This window comes from Verrucomicrobium spinosum DSM 4136 = JCM 18804, assembly GCF_000172155.1.
Lineage (GTDB): Bacteria > Verrucomicrobiota > Verrucomicrobiia > Verrucomicrobiales > Verrucomicrobiaceae > Verrucomicrobium > Verrucomicrobium spinosum.
In genome coordinates, this window is sequence record NZ_ABIZ01000001.1 from 8,155,292 (window position 1) to 8,174,189 (window position 18,898).

11 protein-coding genes are annotated in these 18,898 nt (G+C 61.8%); 6 read left to right on the plus strand and 5 right to left on the minus strand.

Going from position 1 to position 18,898, the window contains the following annotated elements; all coding sequences use genetic code 11:
- Position 1 precedes the first annotated feature (1 nt).
- From VSP_RS32840 to VSP_RS32855, 4 genes are all read left to right on the plus strand, one after another.
- Entirely contained in the window at positions 2-793 is a 792-nt protein-coding gene (locus tag VSP_RS32840) for a hypothetical protein (protein WP_009966090.1), read from the plus strand.
- A gap of 246 nt (positions 794-1,039) precedes the next feature.
- Positions 1,040-3,751: an alpha/beta fold hydrolase gene (locus VSP_RS40450; protein ID WP_198141277.1), complete on the plus strand. Its 2,712-nt coding sequence runs from the start codon at positions 1,040-1,042 to the stop codon at positions 3,749-3,751.
- A gap of 140 nt (positions 3,752-3,891) precedes the next feature.
- On the plus strand, positions 3,892-5,325 hold the full coding sequence (locus tag VSP_RS32850) for a DUF3142 domain-containing protein (protein WP_009966092.1): 1,434 nt from the start codon (positions 3,892-3,894) through the stop codon (positions 5,323-5,325).
- Positions 5,298-8,885, plus strand: coding sequence for a hypothetical protein (locus VSP_RS32855; protein ID WP_009966093.1), 3,588 nt, complete (start codon positions 5,298-5,300; stop codon positions 8,883-8,885). The genes VSP_RS32850 and VSP_RS32855 overlap by 28 nt, the downstream gene beginning before the upstream one ends.
- A 764-nt stretch (positions 8,886-9,649) precedes the next feature.
- Here VSP_RS32855 and VSP_RS32860 read toward each other — a convergent pair.
- Both VSP_RS32860 and VSP_RS38620 read right to left on the minus strand, forming a co-directional pair.
- Positions 9,650-11,989 carry a hypothetical protein gene (locus tag VSP_RS32860; protein ID WP_009966094.1) on the minus strand — a complete coding sequence of 780 codons (2,340 nt, stop codon included), beginning with the start codon at positions 11,987-11,989 and terminating at the stop codon, positions 9,650-9,652.
- 54 nt (positions 11,990-12,043) lie between these two features.
- Positions 12,044-13,330 (minus strand): adenylate/guanylate cyclase domain-containing protein, encoded by a 1,287-nt coding sequence (locus tag VSP_RS38620; protein WP_009966095.1) that lies wholly within the window; start codon positions 13,328-13,330, stop codon positions 12,044-12,046.
- A 119-nt stretch (positions 13,331-13,449) separates the two neighbouring features.
- Between VSP_RS38620 and VSP_RS38625 the strand changes: the two genes are divergently transcribed.
- Positions 13,450-14,082, plus strand: a complete 633-nt coding sequence (locus VSP_RS38625) for a DNA-3-methyladenine glycosylase (RefSeq protein WP_009966097.1) — start codon at positions 13,450-13,452, stop codon at positions 14,080-14,082.
- A gap of 77 nt (positions 14,083-14,159) precedes the next feature.
- Here VSP_RS38625 and VSP_RS32875 read toward each other — a convergent pair whose 3' ends face one another.
- Positions 14,160-14,372, minus strand: a complete 213-nt coding sequence (locus VSP_RS32875; RefSeq protein WP_009966099.1) for a hypothetical protein — start codon at positions 14,370-14,372, stop codon at positions 14,160-14,162.
- A gap of 219 nt (positions 14,373-14,591) precedes the next feature.
- Positions 14,592-14,714, minus strand: a complete 123-nt coding sequence (locus VSP_RS43720) for a hypothetical protein (RefSeq protein WP_009966101.1) — start codon at positions 14,712-14,714, stop codon at positions 14,592-14,594.
- A 259-nt stretch (positions 14,715-14,973) separates the two neighbouring features.
- Between VSP_RS43720 and VSP_RS32885 the strand changes: the two genes are divergently transcribed.
- Entirely contained in the window at positions 14,974-17,196 is a 2,223-nt protein-coding gene (locus VSP_RS32885) for an excinuclease ABC subunit UvrB (protein WP_053332417.1), read from the plus strand.
- A 665-nt stretch (positions 17,197-17,861) separates the two neighbouring features.
- On the opposite strand, the gene VSP_RS32890 is transcribed toward VSP_RS32885, so the two are convergent.
- A complete protein-coding gene (locus VSP_RS32890) occupies positions 17,862-18,851 on the minus strand; it encodes a hypothetical protein (protein WP_009966104.1) in 990 nt (329 codons plus the stop codon).
- Positions 18,852-18,898 lie beyond the last annotated feature (47 nt).

The window sequence follows — 18,898 nt, forward strand, 5'->3', positions numbered from 1 at the left end:
TATGATCACTCCCTTTCCTGATCGCCCGCTTCGCGTTCGAGGTTCCTTTGCCACCAAGAAACTCCTCGGGGGTATCGCGCTGATCCTGCTGGGGATCGGGTTCCTGGCGCTCTTCATCTTCATAGAGAAGGAGTCCATCACCCAGGTTCTGGAAGACAGGAAGATCTGGGACACCGGTGTGCCAGCCAGCTTCTCTGAGGTTCAAGGCAACGAACGGACGAAGAACTTCATTTTTCACGAGTACGATCTGGTCGTCCGCTATGGTGACAAAGAAATGCAGGCCCGTAGCGCTCGGGTGAAGTTTGACACCTTTCTCACGAGCGTGGATCAGGAGGGGCGTCAGGAGGCCCGGTATCTGGAGAGCGATCCCTCAAAGGTCGCCCATTCGTGGGCTATGGATGCGCTCACCGGGCGATGGTTGGCCATCGGCTTCATGGGGGTCATGGGCCTCCTCCTGGGCGGGTTTGCGATATGGGGCGGTCTCGGCATGATCGGACAGTTGACCCTGGCGAAACGCTGCGGCCGACGCTCGGATGTGGTGATCCTGGAGATCACCAACGTGGCACCCAACGTCGTGAATGGGAAGCAGGTGGGACTGGTTTACTTCTTCCAGGGCACAGACGGGGACGGCAAACAACTGGAAGGCAAAACCGCCTTCAAAACGAAAGAGGAGCCGCTCTTTGCCGATGAAGAACGCAAGCACCTGGTGGGGCTGCTCAATCCGGCTTCGCCAGGCAAGGTGCTGGTCCCGCACAGAGATCTGTACCCGTTCGTGTCACCGGTTCGCGCCTGACTTTATTGCTTCACTGCAGATGCAAGAGCAGGGGTGCCGTCAGCCGCAGAGGCTCCTTCAGCTTTTCTCCATCCGGATGGCGGTCGTGCGGACTGGAAGCGTGTTTCCATCATGATTGAGGCTTGAGGTTTCCGGGATTTTTGCTTTGTGGGAAGCGTTAACTCGTTCCCCTGAGTGAACCCCCTTTCTGCGATGGTGAGCGGAGATGCCCGGCATCTCCCGCCTCCGCCAAAAAACGCCCCCCCGATGAACTATCTCGTCCACAAGCACGGACAGCAGCATGGTCCTTTCTCCGAAGCCGCGCTGCGCCAGAAACTCGCGAATGGCGAATTCGCCCCGATGGACATGGCCTGGCGCGAGGGCCTGCCCGGCTGGATGCCGCTGAAGAATGTGCTCCCACCGGAAATGCCCCCTCTACCGGGAGTGCCAGCCGCTCCTGTGCCTCCCCCCCTGCCCCCCGGGCAGACGTCGCCGCAGCCCGTAGCGACCCTGCCTGTACCCACCGAGGTCTCCTTGAGAGAACCCGTGGCATCACCCACCCCCCATCGGACCTTTTCGGAAGGAGTCAGCAAGCCTGCGTGGAAGCGCCAGCGCACGTGGTGGCCGTGGGTGCTGGGGGCAGTGATCCTCTGCGGATTTGGCCTGCTCTTCACGATCGGTTTCCTCGTGCTGCAGAAAGTGAACAAGCAAGTCACCGCCGCCAGCAGCGCAGAGAAGCCCCTCTTTGAGGACCGCGCCGGACATCGCACAGTTTGGAAAAAATCCTCCCACAAGGCATCAGGACCCGCCGAGGATCCGCCCAAAGAAGTGTTTGAGAAGGTTCGTTACCCATCCGACGCAGGGTCGTTGGTCGCTTATGTCACCCCAGACCCCAAGGACGGGAAGAAGCACCCGGCCATCGTCTGGGCTCACGGCGGGTTCGGCGGCATAAGCAGCTACTTCTGGCAGGAGGCCTCCAAGTACGATGACCAGTCGGCCCGCGCCTTCCGCGAGGCGGGCATCGTCCTCATGACGCCGTCCTGGCGGGGTGAGAACGACAATCCGGGAAGGTTCGAGTTGTTCTTCGGCGAGGTGAATGACCTCCTGGCCGCCGTGAAGCATGTGAAGACACTGCCGTATGTGGATCCCAACCGCGTGTACATCGGCGGGCACAGCACGGGTGGCACGCTCACCCTCCTGGCCAGCACGGCCTCGGACGAGTTCCGTGCCGCATTCTCCCTAGGCGGCATGCCGGATGGGCGCGACGTCCTGTATGCTGGCGAGGGGTTTGGCAACACTCCCTATGACTCGCTGAAAGAGCGGGAAAGCCTGCTGCGCAGCCCCATCCGGTACACCCGGTTTATCACGCGTCCCACGTTCTACTTTGAAGGGGAAGACAACCCCACCTTCGCGGAGAGCGCCCAGAAGATGGGCCGCCGCGCGGCCAACATCAACGTGCCCTTCCAGGCGTTCACCCTGCCGGGCACCCACTTTGATATTGTGCATCCTGTCACCAGCCTCGTGGCAAGGAAGATCCTGGCGGACACCGGTGATACCTGCAATATGAGCTTCACCGATGCTGAACTGCGCCAGGCGTACGATGAAGCGTTCAGTCACACGCTGGGCACCGTGCTGACGGCGTGGCTCACAGATGGCGGAGATCTCACGAAGGCGCTGAAGGATCTGGACGCGGATGATGCAGAGCCACGCACGACGAAGCATGTCAAACTGTTGAAGCAGACCATAGAAAAGTTGCGGGCAGCACCCGCGGGTCCCGTCATTACCGGCCAGATAGCCGCCCTCACAGAGATCTGCGACAGCGTGACAGACTCCGACATCTATGATGCCCTGGTCGATGAAGTCCTGCCTGCGATCAACAGCTGGGCCAAGAAACGGCTGGGAGATTCGGCCACCTTCGCCGCGGCCTCAGGCGAGGATCCCAGTGAGGCAGCCCAGTTCCTCCAGGTGCTGCAGTACGTCCTGGATTATGGTGAGACGGGTAAGGCACGGCCCCTGGTGGTTGTGGCCGCCCGCAACGGGGTGGGGCAGGAAGACTACACCTGGACTTCCTTGTTCAACACGTTCTCCACTGATCCGGAGCAGATGACGCTGCTGGTAAAGGATCTGAAAGGCAGCCTGCCACCGGGTTTCGCGGGGGTGGCGTTGCTTGACTCCGCGAACCAAGCCCGCTTGAAGGACAAATGGAAGGGCGTCCACCCCTTCGACTCGGCGGCAGGGGTGGCCCTGCTCCAGGAGTGGCTGGAGAGCCGCGATACGGAGACCACCAGCTATGCCCACAGTGCCGCCGTGGGGCTGGCGTATCTCTCGCCGACGAACCGGGCAAAACTGCTGCCGCTGGCCCTGGCTCATCCGGATGAAGAAGTGCGTCTGGAAGCCGCATGGTCAGACTTGAAGAACGAGGGCACCACGGGCCTGGATGTCCTCAAAAAAGCCTGCCTGGACGTCCACCGGTCAAGCACCGCCAAACGCTACCTGGAGGAACTCAAACATGCCGCCGACATCCCCGCCGCTGCGAAGGAACCAGAGTTCGCCGCGAAGGCCACGATGTCGGAATGGCTGCAGCATCCCAACGAGCTGGGAGCTCCGCCACTGAGCCTGGAGGTCTATGACAAAACGGAGCTCTACTGGCCACCCCGGCAGCAGAAGATTCCGTTGTGGCTGTTCAAGTTCACCTATCGCTTCGACAGCAACGAAGGCGAAGCCGCCAAGGAGGTCAAAACCAGCTACGGCATGGTGGGCACCGTGACGTGGTCCTTCTTTGCTGAAGACGCCGCCGCGCCCACGCCCGGACACCTCTACGTCAAACACTGCGCCCTGGAACTGGAGCACCAGGCCGAAGACGAAGAGGACGAAGACGAAGACCACAAGCTAGACAAGAAGAAATGGACCACCGAAGAGTGGCGGGTGGAGGCACGGAAGCAGTTGGAGAAAAGCAATCCGGGCAGGAGTTTTGAATGATGGCGTAGGTTTGAAAGCGAGCGGGGATGGCATTTGTGCGGTCCCTGGTCCTGTCTGCAAAATATTTTTCCAAACTCATTCAACATTCCCGCCGGTGGATGTTCAATGCTATCCGCTGACTGTTTGGTCTTGCTCACACGATGTGGAGTGTCCGGTCCATTTTATTCGGGACGATTGTCTCCTGGTTTGCCCTCGCTGGTGCATGGCTATGCATCGCCGCTGGGCATCCTGATGTTGCGGAGGCATCGCCCCCGCCTGCCTGGTGGGTCTGGAATCGCACCACCCCGCTGACGGCGGAGGAAGCAACAGCACTGCAAAGGCACGGGGTGAAAGAGTTGCAATGGAACCTGGGCACCCTGGAGCGCAAAGGCACGCAGTGGACTGGCGCGGAGAAGCTGTACCTCCCTGCACGGACGAAGGACGTGACCCTCATTCCCGTGGTGCGTCTCCATCATGCCCCCTCCACCATTGCAGAACCGGCGGCAGATGAGGCACTGGCAGGGTTGCTTTCGAGACTGTGCGGAAGGCTGGACTGCAAAACGCTGCAACTGGACTACGACTGTCCCGACCGCTTGCTACCACGCTATGCGGAGGCCCTGGGCAGGATCCGCCAGCGCATCGCCCCGGTGCGTCTGAGCGTCACCGCCCTGGCAGGCTGGCCCAGGGTGGCAGGGTTCGAGGAACTCTGCGCCAGCGCCGATGAACTCGTGCCCATGTTCTACGATCTTGAGGAACACGCTGTCGCAGAACGGCGGGCGCCGCTGCTCTCTGAGTCCACCGTACGGGAGCAGATGCCTCTGTGGGCACGCTGCACAACGCGCTGGCGGGCCGGGCTCCCTAACTTCACCCGTGTGACGGTGCTGGATGCGCAAGACAAGGCCCTGGGGCAGGTGGACACCTGGCTGTGGGAGACGCTGGTCTATGATCCCACTTGGGAGGTGCGATCCTCCACCACCCAGGGCATGACGGAGCTGCGCGCCATAACGGCGAACAAGGTGGGGCGCTATCCGGTGGCCCAGGGTGGCGGACTCCTGGTGCGGTGGCCGGATCTGAAGGTGCTGCAAGCTGCCAGTCAGGCGGCACTCGCCGCCGGGGCGCGTGGGGTGGTCTTGTTCAAACTGCCGCAGGCAGATTCCCCCAGCGGATGGAGCTTGAGCACGGTCCTTGGAGCTTTGAAGGGTAAAGCAGTGAAGGAATTGCTGCCCAGCTCACAAGACTTTCGACTGCTGCTACAGGGATCCCGGCTGACGCTGGTGCATGAAGGAAGCATGGATCTGCCTCCACGATTTGAGCCAGTTTCAAGTGCTGTGGAAGCAGACTCCGCACGGTCTGGCTGGAGCCTTGAGCTTGACCTGCCTCCCGCCGCGCTCGCTGAGTTCTCCGCCGGTGAGTTCGCTGGTCGCGACATGCAGCAGGAAAAAAAGACCGGGCATGTCGTGGTACAGCTTCCCCATCTGCGCAGCGGCAGCAGCCTCAGTTCTGGTTATTTCCAGCATCCCCCTCCGCCGGCCGTGTTGCGCTGGCGCATTCCCCAACTCTCACCTCTATGGCAAACCGCCGCTCCCTCCCTCTAGCCTTGCTTGCCGCGGGCACCTGTCTGGCTGTTCCAGGCAGGGTGAACTCCTGTGGCCCGATGTACTACGCCGCGGCCCCAGCACTGGCGGCGTTCCCTGAGCGGCATCCGGTAAAGACGATGATGGATCTGTTTGCCGAGTCACAGAAGGCGGCCACTCCGGCCCCCGCCTGGGAATCCCTGGACGCGCTGACGCGCCGCATCCTGTCCACGCCCGAGGCGGACTCGCTCCAGATCATTGACCAGGCACTCTCGGAGAATCGGACCTCGGGGCGCTATGAAGCCCGCAAGGCCAATCTGCTCTGGGACCTGCGGGATCTGCGCACGGCCTGGGACGGCGACTTCAACGAAGAAGCCCGGACCTACATCGATTGGCGGGTGAGGCTGTACCATGATGAAAAGCGCGGGCTTCCACCGGCGGTTGCCCGGGAGCATCGCAAGGTGGAGGATGGCTGGTGGTTGTCCCCCCAGCAGAAAGCCCAGGAGGAGCAGTGGCTGGCCCAGGAACAAGCCGCCATCAGAGCAGGCATCGAAGAAGGAGAACGCGCCATTGCCCAGGCATCGCCGGCGCTGGTCCCTCACTGGATGGTGGCGAGAGGTGGAGCAGCCTTCCGTCGCGGCGCGCTGGAGGAAGCGGCGGGATGGTTCGAAAAAGTAGTGCAACACCACGCCGGACATCCCCGGAGGGAGACCGCGCTGTTCATGATAGCCCGCCTGAAGGTCGAGGAAGCCCGGCGGATTTCGCGGAAACAACCGGAGGCTGGAGCTGGGCCTCGTGACCTGTCAGAGGGGCTGTCCAACGCCCTGGAGATCGCTGAACACGCTCTGGATGACTACAGCAAAGAGTATCCCAAAGGACGCTACACGGTCGAACTCGCCGGCTGGCGCGGGGCCATACACACGCTGGCCGGGCAGCACTGGCTCGCCCTCGGTGACTATGTCACGCAACTGGATCATGCAGACCATTCAGAAGTGCGTGACTCAGCCGGGCGTGAGATCGAACGCTGTCTCAAGGAGTTGTTGTTGTCGGACAAGGTCGAGGATGATCCAGAGGGCATCCAGACCGTGCTGGGTCTGCTTGCCACCAGCCCACCAGCCACGCTCCGGGTCATGGGGTATCTTCTGGATGGTCCGGCGGACCTTGGCTACGAGACCCGCTATTGGGACGAAAGTTACCTGAACCTGGAGAAGCTGGACAGGATCAAGACCATGCTGAACCGGTCCCGTCATACAGACATGCTTCAACAGCTTGCGGGTGCGGCCATCGACCACGAGAAAACATTCAAGACAGCGAAGTGGCATCCTAAATTTGTGGCCTTGATGGCCTGGGCCGCGACGGAAGGCGGTGAACATGCCCAGGCCCTCCGCCTCTGCGAACGCCAGCCCGAAGCCCTGGCGAATAGCGACGACCTCCAGTACTGCCGCGCAGTCACCCTGCAACGCCTGGGAGACGACGCCAGAGCCGCTGAGGCGCTGCAAGACTTGCGGGCCCGCTTTCCCGGAAGCCCTCTCTCCAAGGGACTGGCACTCCGGCAGGCCCAAAGTCTGCACCGCTTGGGACGTGATGGCGAAGCCATCGTGGTCCTGAACATGGCCATCGCGCCCGTCGGGCCGGCGGAACGGGAGCCGCTTCCGGATGGTGAAAAACCCCCTGTCTTCCTGCACTCCTATGAGGAACTCCGCCAATATCTGGACGTGCTGGAGCAGTTCTGCCCTGTGCCGCAACTGGAAGTAGCACTGCAATCCCGACAACTGCCTGCCCCGTCCGCCTTGCGCCTTCATCAACTCACCGTGGCCCGCCTGCTGGCGGCTGAAGACTGGGCCTCCCTGCGCCGGGTGCTGGGCAACCTGCCCGAAGGAGCGGATGCCCTCCCGGCGGATGAACTGGACCAGCTGGAACATACCTACACAGGCTGGGAATGGCACCAGCCCTCGCCAGTGTATTTCTATGCCAACAGGAGTTTGCACGCCGGTCTGGCCCGGGCGTTTCTGTTATTGCATGAAACCCCGCGTGACGGCATGGAGCCTGGTCAAAAAGCCCTCTGGCACTGGAGCCTCGCCACGACGTGGGAAGCCTGCCGGGGGCAGCTGATCCTGTCCGCCGTCCACGCTGGCCCGGGCAGCTACATGGCCAGCGATCATCGCCAGATGGAGCTCCGCCTTCGCGCCAATGCCCTGGCCCTGGGATATCGATCCGACACCGTCAATCGAGAGCTGGAGTCGCGTGATGAACTGCGCCATGCCTACGATCACTGCCTTCTGGCAGCGGAAGCAGCTCCAGGCACGCCCCTGGCCGCCCGGGCTCTGTTCAAGGCTCTCGAAAGCCTGCGACGGATGGCCGAAGTGACACCGTATGCCCAGGGACGGGCATTCGAAGCGGACTGGGGCAGCGTTTCCCGGCAGCTGTATGATCGCCTGCTCAAAGAATGCCCACAGTCACCCGAGGCCATGCAACTCGCCGCTTGGTGGGACTTTGCCGCCACGCCTGAGCTTCATGACTGGATGCCGGGAAACGGCTATCCGCCGCGGGAAGACGAGGCGATCCGCGACATCCTGGTTCCCGATCCGTCGGTGAAGGGCCGTGAGCATTGGGACCAGCAAACCTGGCAACGAGAATCCGAACGCAGACGCCAGTTCGGTGTCCTCCGGGAGCGAATCCAAAAGCTCGGAAGCCACTTCGAAAGCCGCGGTCTGGAGGCTGCCAGAACGGAATCCAAAGCCATCCGGGAAGCCCTGATCCCGCTGGCCGATGTCCTGGAATGGACGGAAGCCATCAATGCTCTGGATGGGACGGACCTCATGTTGAACCAGGCCTCACCAGACCTGGACGCTGTGAAGCGTTATTTCCTCCACATCGGTGGTCCTCCCGTTGAGGAGCCCCCTGTCATCGCTGGCATTCCCGTGCGGACGACGGCTTCGGACGGGCTGGAAGACATTCGCGCCTACCAGACGGCTGCGGCAGGCATGGAGGAGGATCGGAACAAGCCGGATCGCTGGAGCCTGCAGGAGACGCGCTGGCAGAACTACCTGGCCGCCTATCCCAAGTCACTGAAGCGTGAGGCAGCCCAGTTTCAACTGGCTCGTGCCGTGACCCGCCAGTACCGGACCTGGACTCATGTGCAAAATCGCAACTGGCCGGATGCACCGTTCATGGGACGGTATGTCCACCTCGTGGTGGAACGTGAAAAGCCCTTCGAGGCGGCGCGGCCTAATGCGGCTCTGGATGAATATCGCAAGGCCTATCCGCAGGGCCGCTATCTGGCCGATGTGCAGCTGCTCCGGGCTGGCGTGGCGGTGGATGCCGGGGATTATCCTCTCGCCTTGCGCCTGCTCTGCTCTGCCTTGGCTGATGAGAACCACAAGGAACTGCACATGGACGCCGCGCTGGCTCTCGCGCAGTGCTTTGAGCTGCTGCACGATCCCGAACCACGTCTCGCCCTGGCCAAAGCCATCGCGGCAGATCCCGCAGCGTGGGACCGGTTCACTGCCTTCACCCACAGTGCCAGCTGTGGCCAGCGGCTGAGGGTGTATGAGAACTGGGTGTCGAGCTTGAAGAAATGAGGGGCGGGATGACGAACAGGAAGCACCGGAGCTTTTGAAGATCATCCATTTTTGATCCTCTTTCCACCTGGCACTCCCAGACTCACGCCAGTGTCTTGCCGGCGGCTCGACGCCGCTTTCGCTGGCTGGTGGCGGGTGGTTGTGCCTTGAACCTTGGTTCGGTTGGTTGGTGTGCGCGTGGCGTGGGGCTTCGCGACGGAGGGAGTGGTGAGGGTGCTCGGCTGATGTGGAAGGCTGGACGTTCCCAGATGGGCGCAGAGCAGGAGCGAGTCTCCAAGCCAACATTCCGCAGTTCAATTTCAGGCGGCCCTCTCAAAACTCGCAGCAGCGTTTTGGAGTGCTGGCGGCTCGACGCCGCTTTCGCCTGCCGCCAAGATATCCTCTCCATCCTCACACGTCCGCCAGCCGGTAATGGAGGCGGGGTCTCCGGCCCCGCTCAGTCGGACGGCGACTGAGGTGGCGCACGTGTTGAGCGGCAAGTAGCTGCTGGGTCTTGGGCAAATCCATCCCTCCGATCACCCGCGGGGCTGGAACCCCCGTCTCCTTTATCCTCGCTGCTCCAGTGTCTGGATTCTAGGTCATCACAAGGGGTGCCAAAGCGGTGTCGAGCCACACGCACTCCAAAGACGCTTCGCGCGGCTGTGAGCGCTGGAGCCATTGGCGGGTTGTCATCCGTGGGACGCCCCACGTTGCCCGAAGCTCTTTGTGCCTTCGTGCCTTTGTGTGAGGATGGAAGTTTCTTGGCCCGAGCAGCCCGCGTCCCATCAATCCTTGATCACCACACCCTGTGCCTGCCAGAGCGTCAGAGGAGCATCATCCGCACCGCGTTTGGCCAGCTCCTTCAGCACCTGGGCAGGCAGGTCGGGATTGCCCGACAGGGCCCGGTCCGCGGCTCCTTCTGGGAGCTTGAGGAGGTATTGGCGCAGTTCTTCCGCCTCGGGCGAGTCTGAGCCAAGCTGGGGGCTTTTGGCCACTTCTTCCAGCGAGTACTGGTCGCCCTCCAGCTCGCGGGTGTGTTTCAACAGGGCCTTGACCGGAGTCTGGCCATGCATGCGGGCGCAGGATTTCAGGTAATCACTATCTGTTTCCAGAAAAGCGGCCAGCACGGGACCAATGTCAGCGCCAGGTTTGGCGGCAGCTTGTTTCCATTTCTGAAAACCAGGTGCGAACTCCACGCTGGCGCTGGCGCTCACGGCGCGTTCGAGGATGACATCCAGAGGCATGTTACGACGCGGCTCCATGCGCCAGAGACGCGGATAAACCTTCGCGATGATGCGCACGGCCTCCTCCGGGAGGCGGGGGTGATTGAGCAGATCTTGAACCTCGCTCGAGTGGTCGATGTATTTGTCCGAGGTAAGGTTCCACGAATCCTCAGGTGCGGCGGCGAGGCGGCGTGCCTCCTGGATCAAAAGAGCTGGAGGCGCGGACAGGTTGTCCAATGCGAAACGACGCACGTACTTGTCCGCATCCTTGCCCAGCACCTCCAGGGTGGCAGCATCCCGGGAGGCCATGGCTAGAGCGCGCCGAACGTCTGCCGAAGGGTCCTTTGCGAACTGCGACTGATGTTCGTGCAAATACGGAAACAGTTCACCGCGAGGTGCCTTGCCCAGGGCGGCCACACGGACGGCGGGACGCTCATCTGCGAGGTCTTTCTTCCAATCGCCCGCGTTCATGGCGACGCCTGGATCGGATGAAACAACCTCATCACCCTCATGCTGCACAGCCCAGGCGACCAGCTCCTCCTCCTTCGCGTTGCGGAGCTCCTTTACCCAGGCGGCGGTGACCGGAAGGTATCGCACAGCCCGGAGGCGGACGCGTTTTTCCGGGTCGTGCAGCAGGCGGCGGCGCTGGTCATCCGTCAGGGCGGGATGGGAGGCGCAGGCCCGTCGGACACTGGTTTCAGGATCCGCCACCAGCCCTTCCAGCAGGGGCGCGGCATGACGGCTCGCCGCCACCTGCTGGCGGACGCTCGCCTCCGGGTCGGTCGCCAGGGAGGCGGCCTCCTTTGCCGGCAGTTTAGGATGATGAACCACCACACGACGCACCTCGGGTGCAGGATCGGTGGCGAGACGCACCACCCACTCCTGCGGCAGGCGCGAATGTCCCGCCGCGGCGGTTCTTTCGCTTACGTCTTTGGCCGCGGCATGATCTGCCACCACACCGGCATCCGTCGTGGGATCCAGCCGCCAGTCCTGGTGCTTCAGGACCGGGGTGATGAAAGGGGGCCTGCCCGTGTCACAGACGGCGGCTATTTCCTCGATTCCCGCAGGCAGGCTTCCGGTGATTTTGAGCTTCTTGGCGACGGCGGCCTCCAGGGGAGCGCCCTCTTCATCGAGCCAGCGCACCTTGCCTTTATGCATCTCACGCCGGTACTGGTCGCCCTCTTCATCCTGCCAGCGCACGAGGGATTCATGCAGGACTTTCTCCGCCGTTCCCTTGCCAGTGGCGGAGTCCGCGTTGTAAAGGTACTCCACCTTCAGATCATCGGGGTGCATGGTGGAACGGTCCGTGATAATATAGGCACGGCTCTCAAAGACGGGGCCCCAAACCTCAAAGGACCAGTCATTGTAGTCCGCATGCACGAGGCCGCTGCAGCGCAGTGAACCCAGCACCACGAGCAACTGGCGGCTGAGGATGTGATGCGCGAGCACGTCTCCGGTCACCACCAGGCTGGCGGAGTCATCCAGATCACTCAGCACGCCCCGGACAATCAGGTTGCCCCGCACGACCAGGTTGAGGTTGTTCCTGAAACCGCTGTCCACGATGAGATCCCCCTCGTGCATGTACCAGTCCCCCTCAAAGCTGTCTGCCAGATGTGAAGCATCCCCGCGGCCCCCGGGAAACAACTTGAGCAGGGCCTGCCTGGCCTCGGGAGGGAACGGCTGGAAACGCGCGGCGAGATCACGGGTCTGGACTGGAGCAGGCATGGAGATGCTGGGGGAGGCGGCAGTCGCTGGATGGGGATGCAGCAGGGCATCCAGCACCGCCACCCCCACGGCACACGCGCACACCCGGGCCAGGACGGTCTTGAGGACGGGACGAAATGCCGGGTCAGGGCGGAGCACCCCGTGGTCGGGCTTGAAGGTGGGAAGCGGACAGAACATGGTTTACCCCCTTCATGTCAAAACCCGCTGAAGTTGTGACAGGCGGACTGACACCTACACCGGGGCAAACACGCGCACGCTGGCGTGACGCCCTTTCACCGTGGTCTCAGTAATCTCCTTGAACTTCAGCTCCGAACCGGCCCGGTCCCGGGTGTCGCTGGAGAGCAGGATGTCCTCGTCATGCTTCTTGGTGAGCTGCTCGATGCGTGCGGCGAGGTTCACAGTGTCGCCAATCGCCGTGTACTCCCGCCGGTGCGGCGCGCCGATGCTGCCGATCACGGCCATGCCGGTGTGCAAGCCCACCCCCATGCGCAGTTCAGGCTCCCCGCGGGAGGTTCGACGGTGGTTGATCTCCACCAATGCGGCCTTCATGGCGAGGGCGCATCGCACCGCTCGCTCGGCATGGTTGGGCGTTGCCAGCGGCGCGCCAAAGTAGGCCATCATGCCATCGCCGATATACTTGTCCAAGGTGCCGCCATGCTCGAAGACGAGGTGCACCATGTGCTCGAAGTACTGGTTGAGCAGCTTCACGATCTCATGCGTGTCCAGCCGCTCGGAGAGGGTGGTGAAGTCCCGGAGGTCACTGAAGAGGACGGTCACCTCGCTCCACTGACCGTCGCTAAGGCCGGAAGAGCCCTTTTCGATCTCAATGGCCACTTGAGGAGAAAAGTAACGGCCCAGTCGCTCCCGCCGCACCTGCTCCTGATAGAGCGCCTCGATGGCTGCCAGACGGTTGCGTCTGGCAAAGTCGCACATGGCTGCTGCCACGAGGATCACCACCATGCCCCCCAGGGTGCCGAACGGCCCTTCTCCCGCCGCGCGATGCAAAATAAACTGCAGGGAGGCGGCCAGAATTCCCGAGAGGTAAATCTGCCAGCGCTCCAGGGAACTGGCGGCCAGCATGATGAGCGAGACAAAGATCCCGATGGTAAAGTTCCCCGCAATGCGAGGATCGGCCGGCATGGTGGCGATGAGATTCCACTGGCAGAAAAACACCATCGGCATGTCCAGGAACGGCACCGCCAGGCTGCCCAGGCGTCCTATCCGTGGTGAAAAGAAGGTGCCCACCAGCAGCGCCAGTACGATTGCCCAGTAGGCCAGCAGTATGGAGAACGTAGAAGCGCGGCCCTCAACCAACCACTGCATGCCATGGAGCCACAGTTCCAGCACCAAGAATCCCGTCACGGCCACCAGGCGGTACCAGTGAAAGGAGCGCGCATTCTTGAGCTGCTCCTGGCGCAACACCCGCAGGTAGGCCCCGCCCTCGATCGGCCCCACGCCAGTGTCTATGGCGATGTTGCTAGACTCAGCTGCTTGCGTCGTGCTCGCTTGTTCAGCCATGGTCAGGTGTTGCAGTGCCAGTTCCCATCGTCTTCAATCGTTCAGAGCCCGCCGGCCCCATGACCGTAGGAACAACAGAATCGCCGCTACCGCCGATTCTTCCATCAAACAGAAGCAGGATGTTGAAGCAAGACTTCTTTCAGAGGGATGTGCTGACGGTCGCCCGCGAGCTCGTCGGCATGGAGCTGGTATGGCATGGGTGCAGCGGCATCATTGTGGAGACAGAGGCCTACGCGGAGGTGGGCGATGCGGCCAGTCACACGGCCAGCCGCCCCAGCGCCCGGGAGTTTATGCGGGTGATGGAGCCGGGAACGGCCTACGTGTACTTCAATTATGGGATGTACTGGCTCTTCAATCTGCTGGTGAAGGGAGGCCCTCAGAACGGCTTGATCCTCATCCGCGCCCTGGAACCTCGCGAGGGGCAGGCTGAAATGCGCCAGCGTCGGGGTCGGGAGCACCCGGGGGAACTCTGCTCCGGTCCGGGGAAGCTCACCCTGGCCCTGGGCATCAGGGGCTCGGATCATGGCACCCCCATGACGGGCGCAGGTCGGCCGGGGGGCGTCGGGCTACGGGTCCCCGCTGTCCCATTGGCACCGGGGCAGGTGGTGGCGGAGGACATTCGCGTGGGGATCAGGAAGGCGGTGGACTTCAAATGGCGATTCGTGGCCGTCGGGCATGCGCATGTGAGCGTGCCTCTTGGAAAGGTGAAAGTGCCGGGGGCGACGTCCAGGAAAAGGGCAGGCCGCAAATAGTAACCGCCGGTCCGGAACCAAGCCCGGAACGGCGGCAGAGAAAGGCAAAGGGGAAGGCGTTGCGCTTCCCGCTGGCCTTACTTCTTCTTGGCGGGCTTGGCCGCATCGGCTTCGCAGCATTCGCCGCCCTTCTTGGCCTTCGCTTTGTCGGTGGAGGCGCAGCATGCCTTCTGAGCGGCGGCGGGCTTCTTGGAGTCACAGCAGGCGCTGCAGTCCTTCTTCTTCATGGAGGCGCAGGAGGCGAGGCTCAGCGTGGCCACAGCGGCGGCAAGGGAAAGAACACGGATCATAATGGCTTGGTTGGTGGATGGTTGGTGAGTTGGTATTTTTTTATCGGGGTCTGAGTGTCTCAGACCAGCAACTTAACAAAGCTGTTAAGAAGCCTCTCATGAGACGTTTCAGGTACCGCAATTATTCCACTGTGTGGACACATTTTGTCCAGAACCTTGAAACAAAAAGGCGCGTTGGGTTGCCCCACCGCGCCTGATCAAAGGGCTAAACAAGCTGGATTACTTGCCGCTGTGCACGCCCATGTCCACAGGAGCGGGAGCAGGAGCGGGCTTCTTGGAAGCGCAGGAAGCCAGGGTAAGAGCGGCGGTGGCCAGCACGAGGGCGACGAGAGTGGATTTCATGGTGATGATTTTGTTGGGGTCGTTGGTGGTACTGTTTTGCGATGCAGGTTTTCGCCATGCACCGCGCGGCGATATAACGTGAACTATTGCTTTTGCCAACTAGAAAGCAAGATCGCTGTGGGGAACAGGAAGTCGCATCTTTTCGAGGGCAACATCAACGCTTCGCGAATGCCGGGCGGCACGGTTGTCTTTTTCGGGGCAGAGAGGTGTTACATTTCGGAGGATTTGCATCCGGGACACAGTTGTGATAGGTGTTCAGGTGAGCAGCCCGTTTCAACTCAACTCGCACTACTCGCCCGAAGGAGACCAGGGCCAGGCCATCGCCAAGCTGGTGAAATCCGTCCGCGCTGGCAACCGGCACCAGACCCTCCTGGGGGTGACGGGATCGGGCAAGACCTTCACGATGGCCAACATCATCGCGCAGATCGGCAAACCGGCGTTGATCATGTCGCACAACAAGACGCTGGCGGCGCAGCTCTACTCGGAGTTCAAGAACTTCTTCCCCCACAACGCGGTCGAGTACTTCGTCAGTTACTTCGACTACTACCAGCCCGAGGCCTACATCGCACGCTCGGACACCTACATCGAGAAAGACTCCAGCATCAACGAGGAGATCGAGCGGATGCGCCTCTCCACCATGGGTGCTCTGCTCACGCGCAAGGATGTCATTGTCGTAGCCAGCGTCTCCTGCATCTACGGCTTGGGCTCGCCCGAGGACTATGAGGGCATGATGCTGCCCTTGAAGGTGGGCGATGTGATCACCCGCGAGAGCTTCCTCACCCGCCTGGTGGACATGCTCTATGAGCGCAATGACATTGCCTTCGGCCGCGGCAAGTTCCGGGCCAGGGGTGACGTCATCGAGGTCTTCCCTGCCTACCTGGAGGATGAGGCCATTCGCGTGGAGTTCTTCGGCGATGAGATCGACCGCATGAGCGTCTTTAATCCACTCACTGGCACGGCTACTGGTCAGCTGCCGGGTTACACCTTTTACCCTGCCAAGCAGTTCGTCACACCGGCAGACAAGCTGCGACGCGCCATCAAGGCCATCCGCGAGGAGCTGGACGCCCGCATCGCAGAGTTCGAGCAGCAGGGCAAGCTGCTGGAAGCCCAGCGGCTGCGCATGCGCACCGAGTATGACATCGAGATGATGCAGGAGATGGGCTTCTGCCAGGGAATTGAAAACTACAGCCGCCACCTGGCTTCCCGCGAACCCGGCAGCACCCCGGGCACCCTGCTGAGCTTCTTCCGCGATGACTTCATGCTCTTCCTGGATGAGAGCCATGTCACCGTGCCGCAGATCGGTGGCATGTACGAGGGCGACCGCTCCCGCAAGACGGTGCTGGTAGAGCACGGCTTCCGCCTGCCCAGCGCCATGGACAACCGGCCGCTGAAGTTCCCGGAGTTCATGAAGAAGATGCACCAGATCGTGTACGTGAGCGCCACGCCCGCCACGTTCGAGGTGGAGAACAGCATCGTGGGCAACACCGGCTACATCCCGCACAAGCGCGAACGCATCGGCGAGGAAGAGGGAGTGCCCGCCATGGTCCCGGGTTCGAGGTCCAAACCCATCGTCCGCATTTCCGGCAGCGCCGAGCCTTTGGAGAAGTTCGACGTCACCACGAAGGGCCGCCATCTCATCGTGGAGCAGATCATCCGCCCAACCGGGCTGCTGGACCCCATCGTCACCATGCGCCCGCTCAAGGGCCAGATTGACGAGACCATCGAGCTCTGCCGCCAGCGCATCGAGAAGAATGAGCGGGTCCTGGTGACCACCCTGACCAAGCGCACCGCCGAGGATCTCACCGACTACCTGCGGAACCTGGACCTGAAGGTTCGATACCTGCACAGTGAGATCGACGCCATCGAGCGTGTGGAGATTCTGCGCGCCCTGCGTGCCGGGGAGTTCGACATCCTCGTGGGCATCAACCTCCTGCGGGAAGGCCTCGACCTTCCCGAGGTGAGCCTTGTGTGCATCCTGGATGCGGACAAGGAAGGCTTCCTGCGCAGCGAGACCTCGCTGCTGCAGACGGCCGGACGCGCCGCCCGGCATGTGAACGGAGAGGTGGTGCTCTTTGCCGACCAGATCACGCAGAGCATCCAGGCCCTGATCAACATCAGCGCCTACCGCCGCGAACGGCAGGAAGATCACAACGAGAAGCACGGCATCACCCCGCAGACCGTGCAGCGCGCCGTGCAGGAGAGCCTGCACACCTACCAGGCCGGACGGAATGTGGAGGAAAGCATGGTCCGGGATGAGGCCGGGGGCTATGCCGTAACCGAGGTCATCCGCGAACTGGAATCCGAGATGGCCGAGGCCGCCGTGAAGCTCGAGTACGAACGTGCCGCCCTGCTCCGTGACCAGATACGCGAGCTCAAGAAACAAGCGGGCATTGAAGACACCGGCATGATGCCCGCGCAGAAGAAAGTGAAGTATGGGGTGAAAAAAGGGTCAAGGGAGAAGGGAAAAGGGAAGAGGGGGTAGGTCGGTGAGTCAGTGGGCAGTGCGTCAGTGCGTCAGTGGGTCAAGGTGTTGGGGGCGGGGTGGCGCGGGGTACCAGGCATCGGCCTGCGGATGTTTGATGGGGGCGGAGGGGTCAGGTTCGAGGAAACTTGTTGCCGAGCAGGCAGTCGTGGAAGATGCGACCCTGACCGCATGAATGCGGAACTCCAACCCTCTCCGTCCCCGCCGCTGGGTTGGAGTTCCGCGTTTACGCGGGTCAGGAAGTCTGGGTTGGCGCGATGGCGCTGGTCGAGCGCTTGGGTGGCAGGATATCACAAGAGGCGCCAAAGCGGCGGTTCCCGCACGCACTCCAAAGACGCTGCGCGTCCAGATATTGGAGGCGTATGGGTTCGAGGTGATTCTTTTGGGTCTGCGATGTCGAAGGGTGCATGTAAAGAGAGCCTTGGGGAGGATGCGTTCCTGAGCCGACTGAAGTCGGTACTCCAACCCTCTCCGTTCCCGCTGGCAGGGTTGGAGTTCCGCGTTTACGCGAGTCAGTTCGCGAGCCCCTGAGATTGCAAGAATTCGCCCTCCACAACGCCATCACACCTGTGATGTCATTCCGCCGTATGACATGATCGAAGCGGGTTGGAGTACCGACTTTAGTCGGCAGAAGCTTCGCAGTCGGTTCAATGAATCAAATAACCCTACCTCGGCCCAAAAGCGTGCCTGGCCCATGCACTTTTCCGGGCATCCTTCTGGTTTACGACGTGAACCAGCAGCTTCTGTTTCAGCTTCGCGGGCAGCACGGCCAGTCTTGTGGTCGGCCAGCCAACCAGGTATCTGGCCGCGCCTTCGAGTTGGGCCGTTGTAAAATCGTCCCGCTGCCCAACCGTCAAGAAATCCGCATCGCCGTACTGCTCCAGCATCAACCTGGGGGCTGACGCATAGTTGGAGTCTGAGGCCCAGCGGTCGTCCTGAGCATACCAGGTAAAGAGAGACAGGATGCGGTCCTCTGCTTGGGGGAACTGCTTCGCCAGAGGCACCTGCAGCTTCTTCAGATCTCTCTTCTCACCCTCTGCTTGCCAGGCCACCCAAACTGGCCGGATTGACCCTGGCATACCAGCCAGCCACCGGGCTTCTTTTTCGGCATAAAAATTCCTCTCCTTCTCCTCCATCTCATAGCTGCTATCCGAAAGAGGCACACGGCCCGCATCGAGCAGCGAGTTGAAGTACTCGGGTGAAGCCGTCAGCCCAACGGAGGAAAGCCGTTCCTGGTCACGATAGACGTCGATCCTTACACACTCGAAGCAGATCACGAGATCATAGTGATGCTCCCTTGTCGTTACTCTGAGGGCATGTCTGGGGGCGAAGCAGAACGCCAGTCGATCATGGCCTTCGGCAACCCCCTTTTTGATCAAACGGAATGCCGTCGCAGTTTGCTCCCAAGTCAGTGTGGTGTCACCCAGGACCCGTTCGTTGTGCAGACGCTCATGCTGCGGCAGCATTTCTCCCGTAGGTTCTAGGGAATACAGTTTCGCCGTCTTCGCCGCCTCGAACGCCGCCACCACTTCAGTGGGAAGCGAGTCCGGGACCTGGATGTCTTCCGCGACTGCCGGATGCGGAAACACGAGCCCCACGCAAATCCATCCGACGAAGTGAAGGCAATAATGCTTCACGATAGCTGACACATTCATAGGGCGGGAAGGGTTGGGCGATTTGTTCGGACTCGCGTCCATCCCAT